We start from the raw sequence: 19040 nt of genomic DNA on the forward strand, positions 1-19040 counted from the left end.
GCAGAGGAGGTAGCACATGGACTTCGCACTGTCCGACGAGGAACGGGCCGTCCGTGACACGGCCCGCGACTTCATCACCAGGGAGGTGATGCCGCTGGAACAGGAGGTGCTGCGCCGCGAACGCGCCCACCGGCCCGGCCTGGAGCGGTCCGAGCTGCGCGAGCTGCAACTCAAGGCCAGGAAGTTCGGCTTCTGGGGCCTGGCCACCCCCGAGGAGTACGGCGGCATGGACCTGTCCGCCGTCACGCAGTCGCTGATCTGGACCGAGATCGGCCGCACGTTCGTGCCGTTCCGCTTCGGCGGCGAGGCCGACAACATCCTGTTCCACGCCACCGACGAGCAGAAGCGCGAGTTCCTGATCCCCACCATCGAGGGGGAGCGGATCTCCTGCTTCGCGATCACCGAGCCCGGCGCCGGCTCCGACGCCGCCAACATCAGGCTCTCGGCGCGCCGCGACGGCGACGACTGGGTGCTCAACGGCGAGAAGACCTTCATCACCAACGGCGACGACGCGGACTTCGCCATCGTGGTGGCGGTGACCGACCGGGACAAGGGCGCCCGCAATGGCGGGGCGACCGCCTTCCTCGTCGACCGGGCGATGGGCTGGCGCTCGGAGTTCATCCCGACCATGGGCGAGGGCGGCCCGGCGTCGCTGATCTTCGAGGACGTGCGGGTGCCGCACCGTAACATCCTCGGCGAGATCGGCCAGGGCTTCGCCCTGGGCATGCAGTGGATCGGCAAGGGCCGCTACACCATCCCGTCGCACGCCGTCGGCATCGCCGAACGGGCCCTGCGGATGGCGATCGAGCACGCCAACACCCGGGAGACCTTCGGCGCGAAGATCGGCACCAACCAGGCCATCCAGTGGATGATCGCCGACTCGGAGACCGAGCTGGAGGCCGCCCGCTGGCTGATCCTGCGCGCCGCCTGGACCGTCGATGCGGGCATGGACCCGCGCCACGCCTCCTCGATGGCCAAGCTGTACGGCGCCGGCATGGTCAACCGGGTCGTCGACCGGGTGCTACAGATCCACGGCGGCATGGGCTACACCCGGGAGCTGCCCATCGAACGCTGGTACCGGCAGGTCCGGCTGTACCGCATCTTCGAGGGCACCGACGAGATGCAGCGTCTGATCATCGCGCGGGACCTGCTGCGCGGCTACACCCGGTTGGGAGGGCACCTCGGATGAGGACGTTCGCCTCCACCGACGAGCTGGCCGCCGCCGTCGGCGAGACCCTCGGCCCCGGGCCCTGGGAGCGCATCGGGCAGGACCGCGTCCAGCTCTTCGCCGACGCCACCGGCGACCACCAGTGGATCCACCTCGACGCCGCGCGGGCCGCCACCGGCCCCTTCGGCGGCACGATCGCCCACGGGTACCTCACCCTGTCCCTGCTGCCGGCGCTGGCCGGCCGCCTCTACCGGGTCGAGGGCGTCCGGATGGGCATCAACTACGGGCTCAACCGGGTGCGGTTCCCCGCCCCGCTGCGCGTCGGCGCCGCCGTGCGGGCCACCGTCACCATCGCCGACGTGTCGCCCGTCCCCGGCGGGGTGCAGCTCGTCACCTCGGCGACCGTGGACAGCGACGACGGCGGCAAGCCCGTCTGCGTCGCCGAGACGGTGAGCCGGCTGCTGACCGGGGAGCCGGCCCGGTGACCGCGCTGTCGGTGGCGATGATCCTGGCCGAGTCCGCCCGCCGGCACGCCGACACCGTCGCCGTCGTCGACGGCGACATCCGGGTGACGTACGCCGAACTGTGGCTGGAGGCCCGCTGCCACGCCGCCGGGCTGCGCGCGCTCGGCGTGCGCCCCGGCGACCGGGTCGCCCTGCTCGCCCCCAACGTGGTGGACTTCCCCCGGGTGTACTACGGCGCTCTCGCCGCCGGGGCGGTGCTCGTGCCGGTGCACCTGCTGCTGACCCCCGACGAGGCCGCGCACGTGCTGCGCGACAGCGGCGCCACCCTGCTCGTCTGCCACACCTCCCAGCTGCCGATGGGCGCGCGGGCCGCGGCGCTGGCGGGGGTGCCGCTCGTGACGGTCGGCCCGGCGGCCGAGGCGCCCCGCCTGGAGGACGCCGGCGGGTCCGCCCCGCTGCCGTCGTACCTGACCCGGTCCGCCGAGGACCCGGCGGTGATCCTCTACACCAGCGGCACCACCGGCACCCCGAAGGGTGCGGTGCTCACCCACCTCAACCTCGTGCTCAACGCCACGGTCAACGTCTTCGACGCCAACGACGCGCGCAGCACCGACGTGGTGCTCGGCTGCCTCCCGCTGTTCCACAGCTTCGGGCAGACCGTGGCGATGAACGGCACCTTCCGCATCGGCGCGACGCTGGTGCTGCTCAGCCGGTTCACCGGCCCGGCGGCGATCGACCTGATGCTGCGCGAGGCGGTGACCGTCTTCCACGGCGTGCCGACCATGTACGTCGCGCTGCTCGACGCGAGCCGGGACCTGGACACCCTGCCCGCCCTGCGCCTGTGCGTCTCCGGTGGGGCGTCGCTGCCGGTGGCCGTGCTCGAGACGTTCCACACCACCTTCCGCACGACGGTCTTCGAGGGCTACGGCCTCTCCGAGACCTCACCGACGGCCACCACCAACCAGCCGCACTTCGGCACCCGGGCCGGCACCGTCGGACACCCGGTGTGGGGCGTCGAGGTGGAGATCGCCCGGGCCGACCTGGACGACCGGATCGAGCTGCTGCCCACCGGTGAACTCGGCGAGATCGTCATCCGTGGCCACAACGTCTTCGCCGGTTACCTCGGCCGGCCGGAGGACACCGCCGAGGCCGTGGTCGACGGCTGGTTCCGCAGCGGTGACCTGGGACGCAAGGACGCCGACGGGTTCATCACGATCGTCGACCGCACGCAGGACATCATCATCCGCGGCGGCTTCAACGTGTACCCCCGCGAGGTGGAGGAGGCGCTGATCCGGCACCCGTCGGTGGGCCAGGTGGCGGTGATCGGCCTGCCCGACGCCCGGCACGGCGAGGAGATCTGCGCGGTGGTGGTGCCGGACCCGGCGGCGTCGACGCCGCCGAGCGAGCAGGAGCTGATCGACTGGTCCCGGACGCACCTGGGCCGGCACAAGTACCCGCGCCAGGTCCGCTACGTCGACGCGCTGCCGCTCGGGCCCGGCATGAAGGTGCTCAAGCGGGAGCTGCGCCGCTCGCTGTCGACGCCCGGCGTGGACTGAGCCCGCGACGACGTGCCGCCGCCGCGCCGGCGACGTACGCTGCCGCGGTGAGCACGCCGTCGCGCATCCTGATCTACGCGGTGTACGGCGCGGGCAAGTCCACCCTCGCCGCGCGGCTGGCCGAGCGTCTCGGACTGCCCTGGCACCCGGTCGACGACCTGCTCTGGCAGCCCGGCTGGGTCGAGGTGCCGGTCGACCGGCAGCGCAGTCGGATCGAGGCGATCTGCCGGGGCGAGCGGTGGATCCTCGACGGGGCGTACCACGGCTGGCGGGACGTGCCGCTGGCCCGCGCCGACCTGGTCGTCGGCCTGGACTACCCGCGCTGGCGCTCCTTCGGCCGCCTGCTGCGCCGTACGCTGCGCCGGCTGGTGACGGGGGAGCAGATCTGCAACGGCAACCGGGAGTCGCTGGGCAGCGTGCTCTCCCGGGACTCGATCCTGCTGTGGCACGTCACCGCGTTCGGCCGGGCCCGGCGCCGGATGCGGGCCTGGCAGGCCGACCCGTCCGGGCCGCCGGTGCTGCTGTTCCGCCGTCCGGCGGAGCTGGAACGCTGGCTGGCCGACCTGCCCCGCCGATGACCACCCGTCGACACCGTCACGGCGCCAGCTGCTTCTCGAACCAGTGGTGCGCGTACCGCTCGGTGTTGTACGGCGCGATCTCCCGGTAGCCGGCCGCACGGTACATCGCGATCGCCTCGGTCAGCCGCCGGTTGGTGTCCAGCCGGACCGTCGTCCAGCCACGCGCGGCGGCGTGCCGTTCGAGTTCGTCCAGGATCCGCCGGCCCACGCCGAGCCCGCGCACCGCGTCCGCCACCCAGACGCGCTTGATCTCGGCGGGCGCATCGCGGTGGAGCTTGACCGCGCCGCAGCCGACGGGCTCGGAGTGCAGGGTGGCGAGCAGGAACACGCCGGCGGGCGGGACGAGGTCCTCGTCCCGCACCGGGCTGCTCAGGGCCGGGTCGAACCCGTCGTCGAACCGCTGCGCGACGTCCCGGGCGTAGGCCCGCACGCACGCGCGTGCCCTGCGGTCACCCGGCGGGCACACCTCGATCACCACCATCGACGCCATCAGCAGTCGCTCGACCTCGGCCATCGCGGCGACGAGCCGTTCGCGGCGCGGCGGGTCCAGCGGTGCGAGGATCGACCGGGCGAACTCGTCGGAGCGCGCGTCGAGTACGGCCCACTCGGCCCGCCCGGCGTCGGTGAGCACCGCCTCCCGCACCCGCCCGTCACCCCCGGACCGGTCGGTCGGCCCGACCGCCACCAGGCCGTCGCCCTCGAGGGCGCGCAGCAGCCGACTGAGATGCCCGGAGTCCAGCCCGAGCCGGGTGCGCAACGCGGCGACCTCGGCGCCGTCGGGGCCGATCTCCCACAGCAGCCGGGCCTGGGCCAGCGGACGGCCACGGGCCATGTACCCGTCGTCGAGCGCCCCCACCCGTTGGGTGACCGTCCGGTTGAACCGCCGCACCGCGGCGGTGAGTTCCGAGTCCATATCCCTGACCTTAGTCAGGTATTCGTGATTCTCGCCGACAGGGTGAGGCGTGGCGTTTCGAGGCCCGGCCCGGCGACGCGCCACCCCGCGGTGGGCGTCCCACCGGCGTCGCCGTCCGATCGCCGGGGTCTGTCATGATCGAGCGGTGACGACCGGCGAGCCGAGCAAGCGCCGCACCCGTCGCCGTGTCGCCCGGATGCTCCTCATCGCGGGCGTCGTCGCGGCCCTGGTCGCCGCCGCGGCGGTCGTCGTGCCGCTGCTGCTCCCGCCGGGGCCACGCCCGCCGTTCCAGCTCCCCGTCGCCTGTGGTGAGACCTGGCGGCTGAGCACCTACCCCGGCCACGACGACTACGACGTCGACCTGTTCCCCACGAAGGGGGAGGCGTGGGGGCGTCTGGTGCTCGCGTCGTACGCCGGCGAGGTCACCGTGGCCGGGATCAACGGCTCCCTGGGCGCCCGCACCCCGGACAACCCGAACGGCCCACGGGGTCGGGGCGGCGGGTACTGGGTGAAGATCGACCACGGCGGCAAGTGGGAGACGCACTACCTGCACCTGCTCGAACCGCCGCTGGTCCGGGTCGGTCAGCGGGTCGCCCAGGGCGAGCAGATCGGGCGGATCGGCAGCACCGGCAACTCCGGCGCGCCGCACCTGCACTACGAGCAGCGCCGGGGCTGGCAGAAGGTGGAGACCCACTTCGACGGCGTGCCGTCGGGCATCACCCGGGACGACCGCGAGTACGCGGTGCGGCTCACCAGCAACAACTGCCCACCGCGCTGACCGGCCGGCAGTTGACCTGCCCGATGCCACCGGACCGGCCTGCCGGACCGGCCGGCCCGTCCGGCGTGCGGCACGATGACAGGGTGGACATCGAGCCGGTCGACGCCGCGCCCGCGCAGGCGTTCCCGCGAGCGATGCTGCGGCAGCGCTGGGAGGACCTCACCTTCCTGCACTGGGCGGTCGCGCCGGAACTCGTCGCGCCGCTGCTTCCCGCCGGCACCCGCCCGGACACCCTCGACGGACGCACGTACGTCGGGCTGATCGGCTTCCGGATGGTCGGGCTGGGTCTCGGCCGGGGGCCTGCCGTGCCGTACCTCGGCACCTTCTGGGAGACCAACGTCCGGCTCTACTCCGTCGACGGCGCCGGCCGGCGCGCGGTGGTGTTCCGCTCGCTGGACGCGTCCCGGCTGGTGCCGGTGCTGGTCGCCCGCGCCGCCCTGGGGCTGCCGTACCTGTGGTCGGCGATGCGGCTGGACCGCGACGGGGACCGCCGCACCTACCGGTGCCGTCGCCGCTGGCCCGGCCCGGCCGGCACGACCAGCCGGATGGTGGTCCGGGTGGGTGCGCCGATCGCCGAGCCGACCCCGCTGGAGCACTTCGTCACCGCCCGCTGGGGCCTGCACACCCGGGCCCACGGACGCACCCTGCACCTGCCGAACTGGCATCCGCGCTGGCCCTTGCACCGGGCGGAGCTGCTGCACCTGGACGACGAGCTGATCGGCGCGGCCGGGTTGCCGGCGCCGGCCGGACCACCGGCCAGCGTGCTGTACTCCCCGGGCGTCCCGGTCCGGTTCGGCCCGCCGGTGACCCTGCGCCGACCGGCCTGACCGCTCCGCCGCGCAGGGCGAGCCGGTGCCGGCCGTCGGGTGTCGGGCACGCGGTCACCGCACCGCCCGGAGACGCGCGCCGCACTGGCGGTCCGGGCGGTCAGCGCACCGCGGCCACGGCGGCGTCCGCGCCGTTGCGCCAGAGCACGCCGACCTCGCGGAAGCCGGCCTCCCGCAGCGCGTCGAGGTGCCACCCGGCCGAGGGTGTCCACTCCGGACTGTGTCCGCTCGGGTAGATCGCGCGCCGCTTCTCGACCAGCGTGGCGAGGTCGGGATCGGCGGCCGCCTGCTCCCACCAGCCCTCCCAGGACAGGACGGCGCCGGCGCGCCGGCGGGCGGCGCGTCGCTGCCGGGCCTGCTCGGAGAGCCGGCCGGTGAGGGTGGGCAGGGTGTCGTCGGGCATGTGGTCGGCGTTGACGAAGACCCCGCCGGGCTTCAGTACCTGGCGGATCTCCCGGTAGAGGGTGGCCAGTCGAGGGCCGTCGAGCCAGTGCAGGGCGGTGGCGGTGAGCACGGCGTCGTACTCGTGGTGGGGGAGGGCGTCCGGCCAGTCCGGCCGGTTCAGGTCGGCGGTGACGACGCCGGCGTGCCGGGGCAGGGACGCCTCGGCGATGTGGAGCAGGACCGGGTCGAGGTCGAGCACGGTGACCTGCGCGTCGGGCCGGCGGGCCAGCGCGCGCAGGCTGATCGAGCCGGTGCCGCCGGCGAGGTCCAGCAGCCGTGGCGGCCCGTCCCCGGCGACGGCCTCGGCGGCGTCCAGCAGCGCGGCGAAGCGGTGCTCACGGTCGGGCAGGTACGCCTCCTGCTGCCGGTCCCAGCTCTCCTGCCATGCCCGCGCATCCACGATGTAAGGAGTCATGACGGTGACGATAGTTACGCGGCCTGGCCGGTGTCGAGAGGTGAGAGGCACTTGTTGCACAATCTTGGCAACTACGGAATCCTGGCATCAGTGGTCGGGTGGCTCGGCACTGCGATGATCCGAACCGGTGCCGGGGCGCCCGCCCGCGCCCTCGCGCCGGACCTCGACCGTCGGGCGGCGTCGCTGCCGGATGCGCCGCCGGGGCGTCCGGACCGCTCGGGCGGCCGGGGCGCTGGTCCTTTCGGGCGGCAGCCAGCGCCCACCCGGTGACGTCCGCGCCCCGTCCGCCATGCCGCATCCACGCCCCGCACTGGTACGGTCGCCAGGTGATGGTCGAGGAGCACTGGTGGAACGGGGACCCGACGCCCCGTGGGCGCCGCGATGTCTACATCCGCACGGATGGGCGTCGCTGGGAGGTTCAGGCGCAGATCGGCGGAGCGCAGGGCCGCTCCGAGGTGCTGGAGTGCGCGACCCGCAGCTCGGCCAGCATCCTCGCCGACGCCTGGCGCGCCGGCGCCCCGGGCTGGCGCGAACTGCGGCGCTCGGCGTAGCCGCCGCCGATCCCACGCCCCGGGTGGTGCGTCCGGCGTACCGGCCGACGGCCGCCCGGCGTCACCCCGGGGGCGGGCGATCGACGCCGCCGGGATGACGCCGGACGCCGTCAGGACCGGGCCGGCCAGCCCGCCACGACCGCCGCCACGTCCAGCAGGTCCCGCTCCGGGTCCGGCGCCGGACGCGGGAGCGGGGCCGGGGTACGACCGAATCGGGGCGCCGGCGCGGGCTGCACCTGGCCGCCGACGCTGACGAAGGTGTCCCGGGCCGCGTTGTGCGGGTGCCGGTGCGCCTCGGTGGGGGTGAGCACCGGCGCGACGCAGGCGTCGAGACCGGCGAAGACCTCGGTCCACTCGTCACGGGTGCGCTGGGCGAACCGCTCGGTGAACCGGCGGCGCAGCCGTGGCCAGCCGCTCGGGTCGTACTGGGCGGGCAGGTCCTCGTCGGCCAGGCCCAGCCCGGCCAGCAGCGCGGCGTAGAAGGCCGGCTCCAGCGCACCCACCGCCATGAACCCGTCGTCGGCGGTGCGGTACGTGTCGTAGAACGGCGCGCCGCCGTCGAGCAGGTTGCCGCCACGCGGCGCCGGCCACAGCCCGGCGTCGAGCATGCCGTGCAGGAACGAGGTCAGCAGCGCCGACCCGTCCACCATGGCGGCGTCGACGACCTGGCCGACGCCGGAGCGTTCCCGCTCCAGCAGCGCCGCCAGCACCCCGACGGCGAGCAGCATCCCCCCGCCGGCGAAGTCACCGACCAGGTTCAACGGCGCGTGCGGGCGCTCCCCGGCCCGGCCCAGCGGCTCCAGCGCGCCGGCCACCGCGATGTAGTCGATGTCGTGCCCGGCCCGCTGGGCCAGCGGGCCCTCCTGACCCCAGCCGGTCATCCGGGCGTACACCAGCCGGGGGTTGCGCTCCCGGCAGGTCTGCGGCCCGAGGCCGAGCCGCTCGGCCACCCCCGGCCGGTAGGCCTCGACCAGCACGTCGGCGCGCTCCACCAGGCGCAGCAGGTCCGCCACCCCGGCCGGGGACTTCAGATCCAGCGCGACGACCCGGCGTCCACGCTGCAACGGCCCGCCCTGCGGAGCGGCCAGCCGCCCCGCGCCGGGCCCACCGGGCCGGTCGACGCGGACCACGTCGGCGCCGAGGTCGGCCAGCACCATGCAGCCGAACGGCGCCGGGGCGAGGCTGGCCAACTCGACGACCCGTACCCCGGCGAGCGGGCCGCCCGGCCCGCCGCCGTCGGGCACGTCGGGGCTCACGCGGCGCCCACCGGCTGGCCGTCGCGGGCCGGGGAGCCGGCCGCCAGCCGCGCGGCGAGGTCGGCGGGGGGCGTGAACCGGTCACCGTAGCGGGCGGCGAGGTCGGCCGCCCGGGCGGCGAAACCGGCCGGCCCGCCGGCGTACTGGCGCACGTAGCGGATCACCCCGCCGGTCCAGGCCGGGAAGCCGATGCCGAGGATCGAGCCGATGTTGGCGTCGGTCTCGGTACGCAGCACCCCCTCGTCGAGGCAGCGCAGCGCGTCGAGCGCCTCGGCGAAGAGCATCCGCTCCTGCAGGTCGGGCAGCGGCACCGCCCGCCCGGCCTCGGTGGCCAGGTCGGCCAGCCCGCTCCAGAGCCGCCCCCGGGCGCCGTCGGCGTAGTCGTAGAAGCCACGCCCACCGGCCCGGCCCGGCCGGTCGTGGCGGTCCACCATGTCGTCGACGAGCCGGTGCGACGGCAGGGCCACGAAGCCCTCCCCGGCGGCCTCGAACTGCCGACGGATGCGCTGGATCAGGGTGAGGCTGACCTCGTCGGCCAGCGCGAGCGGCCCGGTCGGGTACCCGGCCTGCAACGCGGCCTGCTCGACCGACGCCGCCGGCACCCCCTCGGCCACCATGCCGACCGCCTCGTCGATGAACCTGCCGATCACCCGGCTGGTGAAGAAGCCCCGCCCGTCGTTGACCACGATCGGAGTCTTGCCGATCCGCCGGCCCAGGTCGAACGCCCGCGCCAGCGCGACGTCGCCGGTCTGCTCGCCGACCACGATCTCCAGCAGCGGCATCTTGTCCACCGGGGAGAAGAAGTGCATGCCGATGAAGTCCGCCGGTCGCGCCACCTGAGCGGCGAGACCGGTGATCGGCAGGGTGGAGGTGTTGGAGGCGAGCAGCGCGTCGGCGGCCACCACCGGCGCCACCTCGGCGAAGACGGCCTGCTTGAGCGCCGGGTCCTCGAAGACCGCCTCGATCACCGCGTCGCAGCCGGCGAGGGCGTCGAGGCCGGCGGTGGTGGTGATCCGCGCCAGCACGGCCTGCGCGTCGGCCTCCCCGAGCCGGCCCCGGCGCACCGCCCTGGCGAGCAGCTTCCCGGCGTGCTCGCGGGCCCGGCCGGCGGCCTCCTCGGAGACGTCGCGGACCACCACGTCCAGCCCGGCCTTCGCGCAGACGTACGCGATGCCGGCGCCCATCATGCCGGCGCCGAGCACCGCCACCTTGCGCACGGCGGCGGCCTCCACCCCGGACGGCCGGGCCGCGCCGCCGTTGACCGCCCGCAGGTCGACGTGGAACGCCCCGATCATGTTCTTGGCGATCTGCCCGGTGAGCAGGGTGATCAGGTGCCGGGTCTCCACGGTCAGCGCGGTCTCCAGGTCGACCTGGGCCCCCTCGACGGCGGTGGCGAGGATGGCCTCGGGCGCCGGCAGCCGGGCGCCCTTGAGCTGCTTGCGCAGGTTCGCCGGGTACGCCGGCAACTGCGCGGCCAGACCTCGGCTGGCCGGCGTGCCGCCGGGCATCCGGTAGTCGGGGCGGTCCCACGGCTGGGCCGGGTGCGGGTTCGCCGCGATCCACTCGCGAGCCCGGGTCAGCATCTCCTCGTCGGTGGCGACCACCTCGTCGACGAGGCCGGCGGCGAGCGCCTCGGCCGGACGCATCCGCCGGCCGGTGAGCAGCACCGTGGTCAGCGCGGCGGCCAGGCCGAGCATCCGCACCGTACGGGTCACCCCGCCCGCGCCGGGCAGCAGCCCCAGCGTCACCTCGGGCAGCCCGATCCGGGACCCGGGCGCGTCCAGCGCGATGCGGTGGTGGCAGGCCAGCGCGATCTCCAGGCCGCCGCCGAGCGCGGCGCCGTTGATCGCCGCGACCACGGGACGGCCCAGCGTCTCCAGCCGGCGCAGGTCCCGCTTGATCGTGCCGAGCAGTTCGGCCAGCGCGGGCGCGTCGGCGCGGGTGGCGCGGCCCATCTCGTCCAGGTCGCCGCCGGCGAAGAACGTCTGCTTGGCGCTGGTGACGACGACCCCGGTCAGCTCGTCGCGTTCGGCCTCCAGCCGGTCCAGCACCGCGCTCATCGAGGCGGCGTACGCCCGGTTCATGGTGTTCGCGGACTGGTCCGGGTCGTCGAGGGTGAGGGTGACGATGCCGTCGGCGCCGCGGTCGTACCGGATGGTGTCGGTCATGGCTGGTCCTCCCGGTTCAGCAGCGCTCGATGACGGTGGCGACGCCCATGCCGCCGCCGATGCACAGGGTCACCACGGCCCGGCGCAGGTCGCGGCGTTCGAGTTCGTCCAGGGCGGTGCCGAGCAGCATCGCGCCGGTGGCGCCGAGCGGGTGTCCCATGGCGATCGCCCCGCCGTTGACGTTGACCGTGTCCGGGTCCAGCTCCAGGTCACGGATGTACTTCAGCACCACCGCGGCGAACGCCTCGTTGATCTCGAACAGGTCGATGTCGGCCACGCCCAGCCCGGCCACGTCGAGGGCCTTGCGGGTGGCCGGGATCGGCCCGGTCAGCATCAGCGTCGGGTCGGCGCCGCTGACCGCGGTCGCCACGATCCGCGCGCGCGGGGTCAGCCCCAGCTCCGCCCCGACCGTGTCGGAGCCGATCAGCACCAGGGCCGCGCCGTCCACGATGCCCGACGAGTTGCCCGCGTGGTGCACGTGCTCGATCGCCTCCAGCCAGTGGAACCGCTGCACCGCGACCGCGTCGAAGCCGCCCATCTCGCCGATGGTGGCGAACGACGGCGACAGCTTCGCCAGCGCCTCCCGGGTGGTCTCCGGCCTCGGGTGCTCGTCGACGGTGAGGACGTCCAGCCCGTTGGCGTCGCGGACCGGCACCACCGAGCGGGCGAAGTGCCCGCCGGCCCACGCCTTGGCGGCCCGCTCCTGCGAGCGCAGCGCGTACGAGTCGACGTCGTCGCGGGTGAAGCCCTCCAGGGTGGCGATCAGGTCGGCGCTGATGCCCTGCGGCACGAAGGACGTGGCCAGGGCGGTCTCCGGGTCCATCGCCCAGGCGGCCCCGTCGGCGCCCATCGGCACCCGGGACATCGACTCGACGCCACCGGCGAGCAGCAGGTGCTCCCAGCCGGAGCGGATCCGCGCGGCGGCCAGGTTGACCGCCTCCAGACCGGAGGCGCAGAACCGGTTGAGCTGCACCCCGCCGACGTGGTCGGGCAGCCCGGCCAGCAGCGCCGCCGCGCGGGCCAGGTCGCCGCCCTGCTCGCCGATCGGGGTGACGATGCCCAGCAGCAGGTCCTCCAGCCGCTGCGGGTCCAGCCCGGGATGCCGTTCGCGCAGCGCGTCGATCAGCCCGACGACCAGGGTGATCGGCTTGACGCCGTGCAGGGCGCCAGTGTCGCGTCCGCGCCCGCGCGGGGTGCGTACGGCGTCGTAGACGTAGGCCTCGCCGTCAGAGGGCACGGGCGATCAGCTCCTTCATGATCTCGTTGGTGCCGCCGTAGATCTTCTGCACCCGCGCGTCGGCGTACATCCGGGCGATCGGGTACTCGGTGGTGTAGCCGTAGCCGCCGAACAGTTGCAGGCACCGGTCGACGACCTCGCACTGCCCCTCGGTGAGCCAGGACTTCGCCATCGCCGCGGTGGCCACGTCCAACTCGCCCCGGTCGTGCCGGACGATGCAGTCGTCGAGGAACACCCGGGCGACCCGGGTCCGGGTGACGCACTCGGCCAGCACCATCCGGGTGTTCTGGTGGCCGATCAGCGGCTTGCCGAAGGCGGTGCGCTCCTTGACGTACGCGGTGGTCAGCTCGACGGCGCGCTGCATCGCGGCGACCGCGCCGACGCCGATGACCAGCCGCTCCTGGGGCAGCGCCTGCATCATCTGGAAGAAGCCGAGCCCCTCGGCGCCGCCGAGCAGGTTGGCCGCCGGCACCCGCAGGTCGTCGAAGAACAGTTCGGCGGTGTCGTTGCCGTGCAGCCCGATCTTCGACAGCAGCCGCCCCCGGCGGAAGCCGGCCGGTCCGTCGCCGACCTCGCAGACCAGCAGGGAGATGCCGGCGGCGCGCTGCTCGGGGTCGGTCTTGACGGCCACGATGATCAGGTCGGCGAGGCCGCCGTTGCTGATGAACGTCTTCGCCCCGGTGACCAGGTAGTCGTCGCCGTCGCGGACCGCCCGGGTCCGCATCGCCTGCAGGTCGGAGCCGCCGTCGGGCTCGGTCATCGCGATCGCGCCGACGAGTTCGCCGCTGCACAGCCCGGGCAGCCAGCGCCGCTTCTGCTCCTCGGTGCCGTAGGCGACGAGGTAGCCGGTGACGATCCCGCTGTGCACGGCCAGCCCGAGGGTGCTCTCGCCGCAGTGGGCCTGCTCGTGCAGCATCACCGCCTCGTGGGTGAACCCGCCGCCCCCGCCGCCGTACTCCTCGGGCACGGAGAGCCCGAGCAGGCCCAGCTCGCCCGCGCGCCGGTAGTGCTCGCGGTCCGGATGGCCCTGCGCCAGCAGCCGCTCGGTGTGCGGCAGCACCTCCTTGGTGAAGAAGTCGCGGGCGAGTTCGGCGAGGTCGTCGTGCTCGGGCTCGCGCCACGGCGAGGTGTAGGTGTCGAGTCCAGGCGTCGGCATGGGTACACCCTCACCGCTTGTTGGCGACGTGTCAACAAGTCTCGATCAGCAACCGCGCGCAGGTCTCCGGTGAGTCCGCGAACGGCAGGTGCCCGCACCCGGGCAACGCGACGTGCCGGGCCGCCGGCAGCGCCGTCCGGGCCCGCCGGGCCTGACTCCGGTACGGCAGGACGAGGTCCCGGGTGCCCCAGGCGATCGTCACCGGGATCGCGGCCAGCGCGCCCGGCCCGCGGTGCCGGCCCGGCCGCCCGCCGCCCTGCCCCGGCTGCCTGCCGTCCTGTCCCGGCCGCCCGCCGTGACCTGGCTGCCCGGCCCGGTCCCGGACGGCGGGCGGGTGGCGGCGGTCAGCGGCGGTGGGTGTGGTCCGGGACGCATCGGCGGGCGCGGCGAGGGTCGCGGCGTCGTCCGGCTCCGGGTGCAGCTGCCAGTCGCCGAACGCCGACCGGGCCGCCGCGAAGCCGGGGGCGCCGGCCAGCGCCGCCGCCGCCGACACGCACTCGGCCGGCGTCAACCGTCCGGGGTGGCCGTGGAACACCCCGCACAGCGCGACCCGGCCGGCCCGGTGGGCGAACGCGCGGGGCAGCGCCGGTCGCAGCGCCGTCCCGGCGGCGCGCGCGCCGCCGACCACGAGCCGGCACCAGCGCCGTCCCAGCGGACCCCAGAACCCGATCGGCGAGAACGCGGTGACCGCCCGGGCCGCGCCCCGGCGGCCCAGCTCCAGCGCGACGCCGCCGCCGAGGGAGTTGCCGGCGACCGCGTACCCGGACACGCCGAGGGTGTCGAGGAAGGCGGCCACCCGGTCGGCGAGGTGGTCCACCGATCCGGGCCGCACCCCGGGGCCGGGGTCGGGCCAGGGCGGGGACGCGCCGAAGCCGGGCAGGTCCAGCGCGATGACGTCCCGGTGCCGGGCCAGCTCGTCGAGGACCGGCTGCCACACCTGCCAGCGGCTGCCGATGCCGTGGATCAGCACCAGTGGCGGGCCGGCGCCGCGTCGACAGTGGACCAGCCGGGTCGGGTCGGGGGAGTGCACCCACCCACCCTGGCACCGTCGCGGGGCCGGGGGGAAGACCCTTGTTGACACGGTGACAACAACGGTGCCACCGTACGCCATGACGTACGACTACGACGTCCTGATCATCGGCTCCGGGTTCGGCGGGAGCGTCAGCGCGCTGCGGCTGACCGAGAAGGGCTACCGGGTCGGCGTCCTGGAGGCCGGCCGCCGCTTCGCCGACACCGAGTTCCCGACCACCTCCTGGCGGCTGCGCCGCTACCTCTACGCCCCCGCGCTCGGCTGCTACGGGATCCTGCGGCTGAGCCTGCTGCGCGACGTGCTGGTGATGTCCGGCGCCGGGGTGGGCGGCGGCTCCCTCGGCTACGCCAACACCCTCTACGAACCGCCGCCGGCGTTCTTCGCCGACCCGCAGTGGGCCGACGTCACCGACTGGGCGGCCGAACTCGCCCCCTGCTACGACCAGGCGAAGCGGATGCTCGGGGTGACCGTGAACCCGGTCGAGACCGCCGCCGACCGGGCACTGCGGGCGGTCGCCGACGACCTCGGGGTCGGGCACACGTACCGGCGTACCCCGGTCGGGGTGCTCTTCGGCGACGCACCCGGCGCGGCCGTCGCGGACCCCTTCTTCGGCGGCGCCGGGCCCGCCCGGCGGACCTGCACGCTCTGCGGCTCCTGCCTGACCGGGTGCCGGCAGGGCGCCAAGAACACCCTGGTCAAGAACTACCTGTACCTGGCGGAGGCGGCCGGGGCGGTGGTGCACCCGCTGACCACCGTGACCGCGGTACGCCCGCTGCCCGACGGTGGGTACGCCGTCGACACCCGACGCACCGGCGGCACGCTGCGCCCGCGCCGACGCCGGTTCACCGCCGGTCAGGTGATCTTCGCGGCCGGCGCGCTGGGCACCCAGCGGCTGCTGCACCGGATGCGCGACCGGGGACTGCTGCCGGCGATCTCGCCGCGGCTCGGCGAACTGAGCCGCACCAACTCCGAGTCGATCCTCGGCGCGCGCACCCGCCGCCGCGACACCGACCTCAGCCACGGCGTCGCGATCGGCTCGTCGATCCACCCGGACCCGGTCACCCACGTCGAGCCGGTCCGCTACGGCCCCGGCAGCAACCTGCTCGGCCTGCTGGCCACCGTGCTGGTCGACGACACCGGCGGGCGGCCCCGCTGGGCCGCCGGCCTGCGCGAGCTGGCCCGAAGCTGGCGCGACCTGCGCCTGCTCGCCTGGCCCGGCCGCTGGTCGGAGCAGACCGTCGTGCTGCTGGCGATGCAGCCGCTGGACAACTCGATCACCCTCTACACCCGGCGGGGCCCGCTCGGCCGCCGTCGGCTGACCAGCCGGCAGGGCGTCGGCCAGCCGAACCCGACCTGGGTGCCGGCCGCCCACGAGGTGGCCCGCCGGGTCGCCGACAAGATCGACGGGGTGCCGCTGGGCGCGCTCACCGAACTGGTCGGCCGCCCGGTCACCGGGCACTTCATCGGCGGCTGCCCGATCGGGCCGGACCCGGCGCACGGCGTCATCGACCCCTACCACCGGCTGTACGGGCACCCCGGGCTGCACGTGATCGACGGCTCGGCGGTCGCCGCGAACCTCGGGGTCAACCCGTCGCTGACCATCACCGCCCTCGCCGAGCGGGCGGTGGCGATGTGGCCGCACGCCGGGCAGCCCGACCCGCGACCGGCGCTCGGGCAGGGCTACCGGCGGGTGGACCCCGTGCCGCCCCGGCGCCCCGCCGTGCCGCCGTCGGCTTCGGCCGCCCTGCGGCTCACCTAGGCCGGGCCCGTGAGCTGCCGATAGGGTCGGCGGGTGAGCGTTGACACCGAACCCCGACGCCGCCGGCTGGAGCCCGACGCCCGCCGTGGGCAGATCCTGGCCTGCGCCGTCCGGCTCTTCGGCGCCCGCCCGTACGCGGACGTGTCGACCACGGACATCGCCCGCGAGGCCGGCGTGGCCCGAGGGCTGATCAACCACTACTTCGGCACCAAGAAGAACCTGTACCTCGAGGTCATCCGGGTGATGGTGACGATCCCCGAGGTGGCCGTGCAGCGGCTGCCCGCCGGTGACCTGCGCACCCGGGTCGACGCCAGCGTCGCCTGGTTCCTCGACGTGGTCTCCCGGCACAGCACCTCGTGGCTGGCGGCGGTCACCGCCGGCGGGATGGGCCACGACGCCGACGTCGCCCGGGTGCTCAGCGAGGCCGAGGAGGTCGCGGCGGACAGCGTGCTCGTCGCGGTCGGGCTGGCCGACGTCACCAGCCACCGCGAGGAGCTGCGCGGGATGATCCGCGCCTACGGCGGGCTGGCCACGTCGACCGCCCGGGAGTGGCTGCAGCGCGACGCGCTGACCCGGGAGCAGGTGCACCTGCTGCTGGCCACCACGCTGCTGGCCATCGTGGAGCAGGTCGTGCCCGCCGTGGTCGCCGGCCCGGGGCGGTCGCCGGACACCCGGCCCTCGGGCACCCGGCGGAGGTCAGCCGACGGCGTCGCGTAGCCGGGCCAGGGACTGCTCCTGGGCGCTGCGCAGCTCCCGCTCCAGCGGCCCGGCGACGGCGGCCACGGCGGTGCCCTGCACCTGCTGGCAGAGCCGCACCCGCGAGCCGTCGGCGGTCGGCTCGACCTCGTAGCTGCTGCGCAGCGTGATCCCCATCGGCCCGCTGCCGGTCATCGCGAGCCGGGCGTTCTCGGCGACCTCGGCCACCGTCCAGGTCACCTCGGCCGGCATGCCCATCACCCGCACCTTCTGGGTGAACGTCGTGCCGTCGGTGAAGGCGGCCGGCTCGGCGCCCTGGTAGCCCAGGTGGGTGGTCTGCCAGCGGCCCAGCTCGGCCGGCCCGGCGAGCACCGGCCAGACCCGTTCGGGCGCGGCGGGCAGCTCCACGGTGGAGATCACTGTCGTCATGACCGGGACGCTACGAAGCTATTGGCAGCATGTCAACAAGCTGCTACGTTCGGCCGCATGACAGGCCCCGCCGGCGTCGACCCGGCCGCTGCGGTCCTCATCGGAGTCGGCCAGGCCGCCCACCGCGACCGCGTCGGCGCCACCCCGGCGGCGGCGCTCGTCCGCGCGGCGGCCCAGCGGGCGCTGGACGACACCGGCGCCGCCGAGGCCGTCCGCGCCCGGCTGCGCACCGTCGGCGTCGCCCACTGCCTGAGCTGGTCCGCCACCGACCCGGCCGCCACCCTCGCCGCCGCGCTCGGCGCCCCCGCCGGCCGTACCCTGACCACCCGCCCCGGCGGCACCGCGCCACTGGACCTGCTGCACCACGCCGCCGCGGCGATCCGGGCCGGCGACGACCAGGTGACGCTGCTCGCCGGTGGCGAGGGCATCCGCGCGCTGCGCGCCGGACTCGCCGACGACCCGGACACCCCCGACGTCCCCGGCGCCCCACGCGTCCTCGGCACCGACCGCGCGCCGTCGCACCCGGCCGAGGAACGCGCCGGGCTCTACCAGCCGCTCAACTACTACCCCCTGTTCGAGAACGCGATCCGCGCCACCGGCGGCTGGCCCGCCCTGCGCGACGGCGACGCCGCCGACGTCGTCCCCGCCGCCGCGCACACCCGGTGGCTCGGCGAGCTGTGGGCCCGGTTCGCCCGGGTCGGCGCGGCCAACCCGTACGGGTGCGTGGACGACGAGCCGCCCGACGCCGACCGGATCACCACCGTCGGACCGGCCAACCGGCTGGTCGCCCACCCCTATCCGAAGCTGCTCACCGCCAACATCGCCGTCGACCAGGCCGCCGCCGTGCTCGTCTGCTCCGCCGGCACCGCCGCCGCCCTCGGCGTGCCCCGCGACCGGTGGGTCTTCGTCGCCGCCGGCGCCGGGGCCACCGACCACTGGCACGTCGGCGAACGCGCCCAGCTGCACCGCTCGCCCGCCGTCGCCGCCGCCGGACGGGCCGTGCTCGCCGCCGTCGGCCGGGGCGTCGACGACCTGGCCCACCTGGACCTCTACTCCTGCTTCCCGTCCGCCGTGCAGGTCGCCGCCGCCGAACTCGGCGTCGACCTCGACCGGCGCACCCCGACCGTCACCGGCGGCCTGACCTTCGCCGGCGGGCCCGCCAGCAGCTACACCTTCCACGCGCTCGCCGAGCTGACCGGACGGCTGCGCGCCGGCGAGCCCGACGACGCCGCCCTCGCCACCGCCGTGGGCTGGTTCCTCACCAAGCACGCGGTCACCGTCCTCACCGCCGCGCCACCGCCCACCGGCTTCCGGTACGCCGACGTGCAGCCCGAGGTGGACGCCACACCCCGCCGCCGGCTCGTCGACGGGCACCGGGGCGAGGCCGTCGTGGAGTCCTGGACCGCCACCTACGACCGCGACGGCGCGCCGTCCGCCGCGTACGCGAGCTGCCTGCTGCCCGACGGCGCCCGCGTCCTGGCCAGCAGCACCGACCCCGACACCGTCACCGCCGTGGCGCAGGCCGACCCGATCGGCGCCCGGGTACGCCTCGACGACGCCACGTTCACCATCTGACCCGGCCGGCGGGCGCCGCCGCCGGTCGCCGTGAGGGAGC

At 75.2% G+C, this 19040-nt stretch carries 18 protein-coding genes; 10 read left to right on the plus strand and 8 right to left on the minus strand.

The genetic code is table 11. The features are described 5' to 3' along the window. The first annotated feature begins 16 nt into the window (after positions 1-16). The 4 genes from GA0070614_RS00235 to GA0070614_RS00250 are packed head-to-tail and all read left to right on the plus strand — an operon-like array spanning position 17 to position 3766. Positions 17-1189 carry an acyl-CoA dehydrogenase family protein gene (locus tag GA0070614_RS00235; RefSeq protein ID WP_088974078.1) on the plus strand — a complete coding sequence of 391 codons (1173 nt, stop codon included), beginning with the start codon at positions 17-19 and terminating at the stop codon, positions 1187-1189. After that, positions 1186-1653, plus strand: a complete 468-nt coding sequence (locus GA0070614_RS00240; RefSeq protein ID WP_088974079.1) for a MaoC family dehydratase — start codon at positions 1186-1188, stop codon at positions 1651-1653. Before GA0070614_RS00235 ends, GA0070614_RS00240 begins: the two co-directional genes overlap by 4 nt. Beyond that, positions 1650-3188, plus strand: coding sequence for a long-chain-fatty-acid--CoA ligase (locus GA0070614_RS00245; RefSeq protein WP_088974080.1), 1539 nt, complete (start codon positions 1650-1652; stop codon positions 3186-3188). The genes GA0070614_RS00240 and GA0070614_RS00245 overlap by 4 nt, the downstream gene beginning before the upstream one ends. A gap of 47 nt (positions 3189-3235) precedes the next feature. Then, the gene (locus GA0070614_RS00250) at positions 3236-3766 is read left to right on the plus strand and encodes a P-loop NTPase family protein (protein ID WP_088974081.1); all 531 of its coding nucleotides are present in this window, start codon (positions 3236-3238) and stop codon (positions 3764-3766) included. A gap of 16 nt (positions 3767-3782) precedes the next feature. On the opposite strand, the gene GA0070614_RS00255 is transcribed toward GA0070614_RS00250, so the two are convergent. Beyond that, on the minus strand, positions 3783-4679 hold the full coding sequence (locus GA0070614_RS00255; protein WP_088974082.1) for a bifunctional helix-turn-helix transcriptional regulator/GNAT family N-acetyltransferase: 897 nt from the start codon (positions 4677-4679) through the stop codon (positions 3783-3785). Positions 4680-4875: 196 nt separating this feature from the next. Between GA0070614_RS00255 and GA0070614_RS00260 the strand changes: the two genes are divergently transcribed. Together GA0070614_RS00260 and GA0070614_RS00265 are read left to right on the plus strand one after the other, a co-directional pair. Beyond that, entirely contained in the window at positions 4876-5457 is a 582-nt protein-coding gene (locus tag GA0070614_RS00260; protein WP_088979102.1) for a M23 family metallopeptidase, read from the plus strand. 83 nt (positions 5458-5540) lie between these two features. Continuing rightward, the gene (locus GA0070614_RS00265; RefSeq protein ID WP_088974083.1) at positions 5541-6284 is read left to right on the plus strand and encodes a YqjF family protein; all 744 of its coding nucleotides are present in this window, start codon (positions 5541-5543) and stop codon (positions 6282-6284) included. A 100-nt stretch (positions 6285-6384) separates the two neighbouring features. Here GA0070614_RS00265 and GA0070614_RS00270 read toward each other — a convergent pair whose 3' ends face one another. Continuing rightward, a complete protein-coding gene (locus GA0070614_RS00270; RefSeq protein ID WP_088974084.1) occupies positions 6385-7143 on the minus strand; it encodes a class I SAM-dependent methyltransferase in 759 nt (252 codons plus the stop codon). Between the two features lie 329 nt (positions 7144-7472). Here GA0070614_RS00270 and GA0070614_RS00275 point away from each other — a divergent pair, with 329 nt between their 5' ends. After that, a complete protein-coding gene (locus GA0070614_RS00275; protein ID WP_231933794.1) occupies positions 7473-7694 on the plus strand; it encodes a hypothetical protein in 222 nt (73 codons plus the stop codon). Positions 7695-7804: 110 nt separating this feature from the next. Here the strand turns inward: GA0070614_RS00275 and GA0070614_RS00280 are convergent, their stop codons facing one another. Genes GA0070614_RS00280 through GA0070614_RS00300 form a run of 5 tightly spaced genes read right to left on the minus strand, consistent with a single transcriptional unit; the run spans position 7805 to position 14541 of the window. Continuing rightward, the gene (locus GA0070614_RS00280; protein ID WP_231933453.1) at positions 7805-8950 is read right to left on the minus strand and encodes a CaiB/BaiF CoA transferase family protein; all 1146 of its coding nucleotides are present in this window, start codon (positions 8948-8950) and stop codon (positions 7805-7807) included. Next, entirely contained in the window at positions 8947-11118 is a 2172-nt protein-coding gene (locus GA0070614_RS00285; RefSeq protein WP_088974086.1) for a 3-hydroxyacyl-CoA dehydrogenase NAD-binding domain-containing protein, read from the minus strand. Before GA0070614_RS00285 ends, GA0070614_RS00280 begins: the two co-directional genes overlap by 4 nt. Before the next feature lie 16 nt (positions 11119-11134). Further along, positions 11135-12355 carry an acetyl-CoA C-acetyltransferase gene (locus GA0070614_RS00290; RefSeq protein ID WP_088974087.1) on the minus strand — a complete coding sequence of 407 codons (1221 nt, stop codon included), beginning with the start codon at positions 12353-12355 and terminating at the stop codon, positions 11135-11137. Then, positions 12345-13511, minus strand: a complete 1167-nt coding sequence (locus GA0070614_RS00295) for an acyl-CoA dehydrogenase family protein (RefSeq protein WP_088974088.1) — start codon at positions 13509-13511, stop codon at positions 12345-12347. Before GA0070614_RS00295 ends, GA0070614_RS00290 begins: the two co-directional genes overlap by 11 nt. Positions 13512-13542: 31 nt before the next feature. Continuing rightward, on the minus strand, positions 13543-14541 hold the full coding sequence (locus tag GA0070614_RS00300; RefSeq protein ID WP_088974089.1) for an alpha/beta fold hydrolase: 999 nt from the start codon (positions 14539-14541) through the stop codon (positions 13543-13545). A gap of 79 nt (positions 14542-14620) precedes the next feature. Here GA0070614_RS00300 and GA0070614_RS00305 point away from each other — a divergent pair, with 79 nt between their 5' ends. Further along, positions 14621-16300, plus strand: a complete 1680-nt coding sequence (locus GA0070614_RS00305) for a GMC family oxidoreductase (RefSeq protein ID WP_088974090.1) — start codon at positions 14621-14623, stop codon at positions 16298-16300. A gap of 33 nt (positions 16301-16333) precedes the next feature. Beyond that, positions 16334-17017 (plus strand): TetR/AcrR family transcriptional regulator, encoded by a 684-nt coding sequence (locus GA0070614_RS00310; RefSeq protein ID WP_088974091.1) that lies wholly within the window; start codon positions 16334-16336, stop codon positions 17015-17017. On the opposite strand, the gene GA0070614_RS00315 is transcribed toward GA0070614_RS00310, so the two are convergent. Continuing rightward, on the minus strand, positions 16997-17425 hold the full coding sequence (locus tag GA0070614_RS00315; RefSeq protein ID WP_088974092.1) for a type II toxin-antitoxin system Rv0910 family toxin: 429 nt from the start codon (positions 17423-17425) through the stop codon (positions 16997-16999). The genes GA0070614_RS00310 and GA0070614_RS00315 overlap by 21 nt on opposite strands. Before the next feature lie 57 nt (positions 17426-17482). Here GA0070614_RS00315 and GA0070614_RS00320 point away from each other — a divergent pair, with 57 nt between their 5' ends. After that, positions 17483-19000 carry an acetyl-CoA acetyltransferase gene (locus tag GA0070614_RS00320; RefSeq protein WP_088974093.1) on the plus strand — a complete coding sequence of 506 codons (1518 nt, stop codon included), beginning with the start codon at positions 17483-17485 and terminating at the stop codon, positions 18998-19000. Positions 19001-19040: the final 40 nt, after the last annotated feature.

The organism is Micromonospora coxensis (genome assembly GCF_900090295.1).
GTDB lineage: Bacteria > Actinomycetota > Actinomycetes > Mycobacteriales > Micromonosporaceae > Micromonospora > Micromonospora coxensis.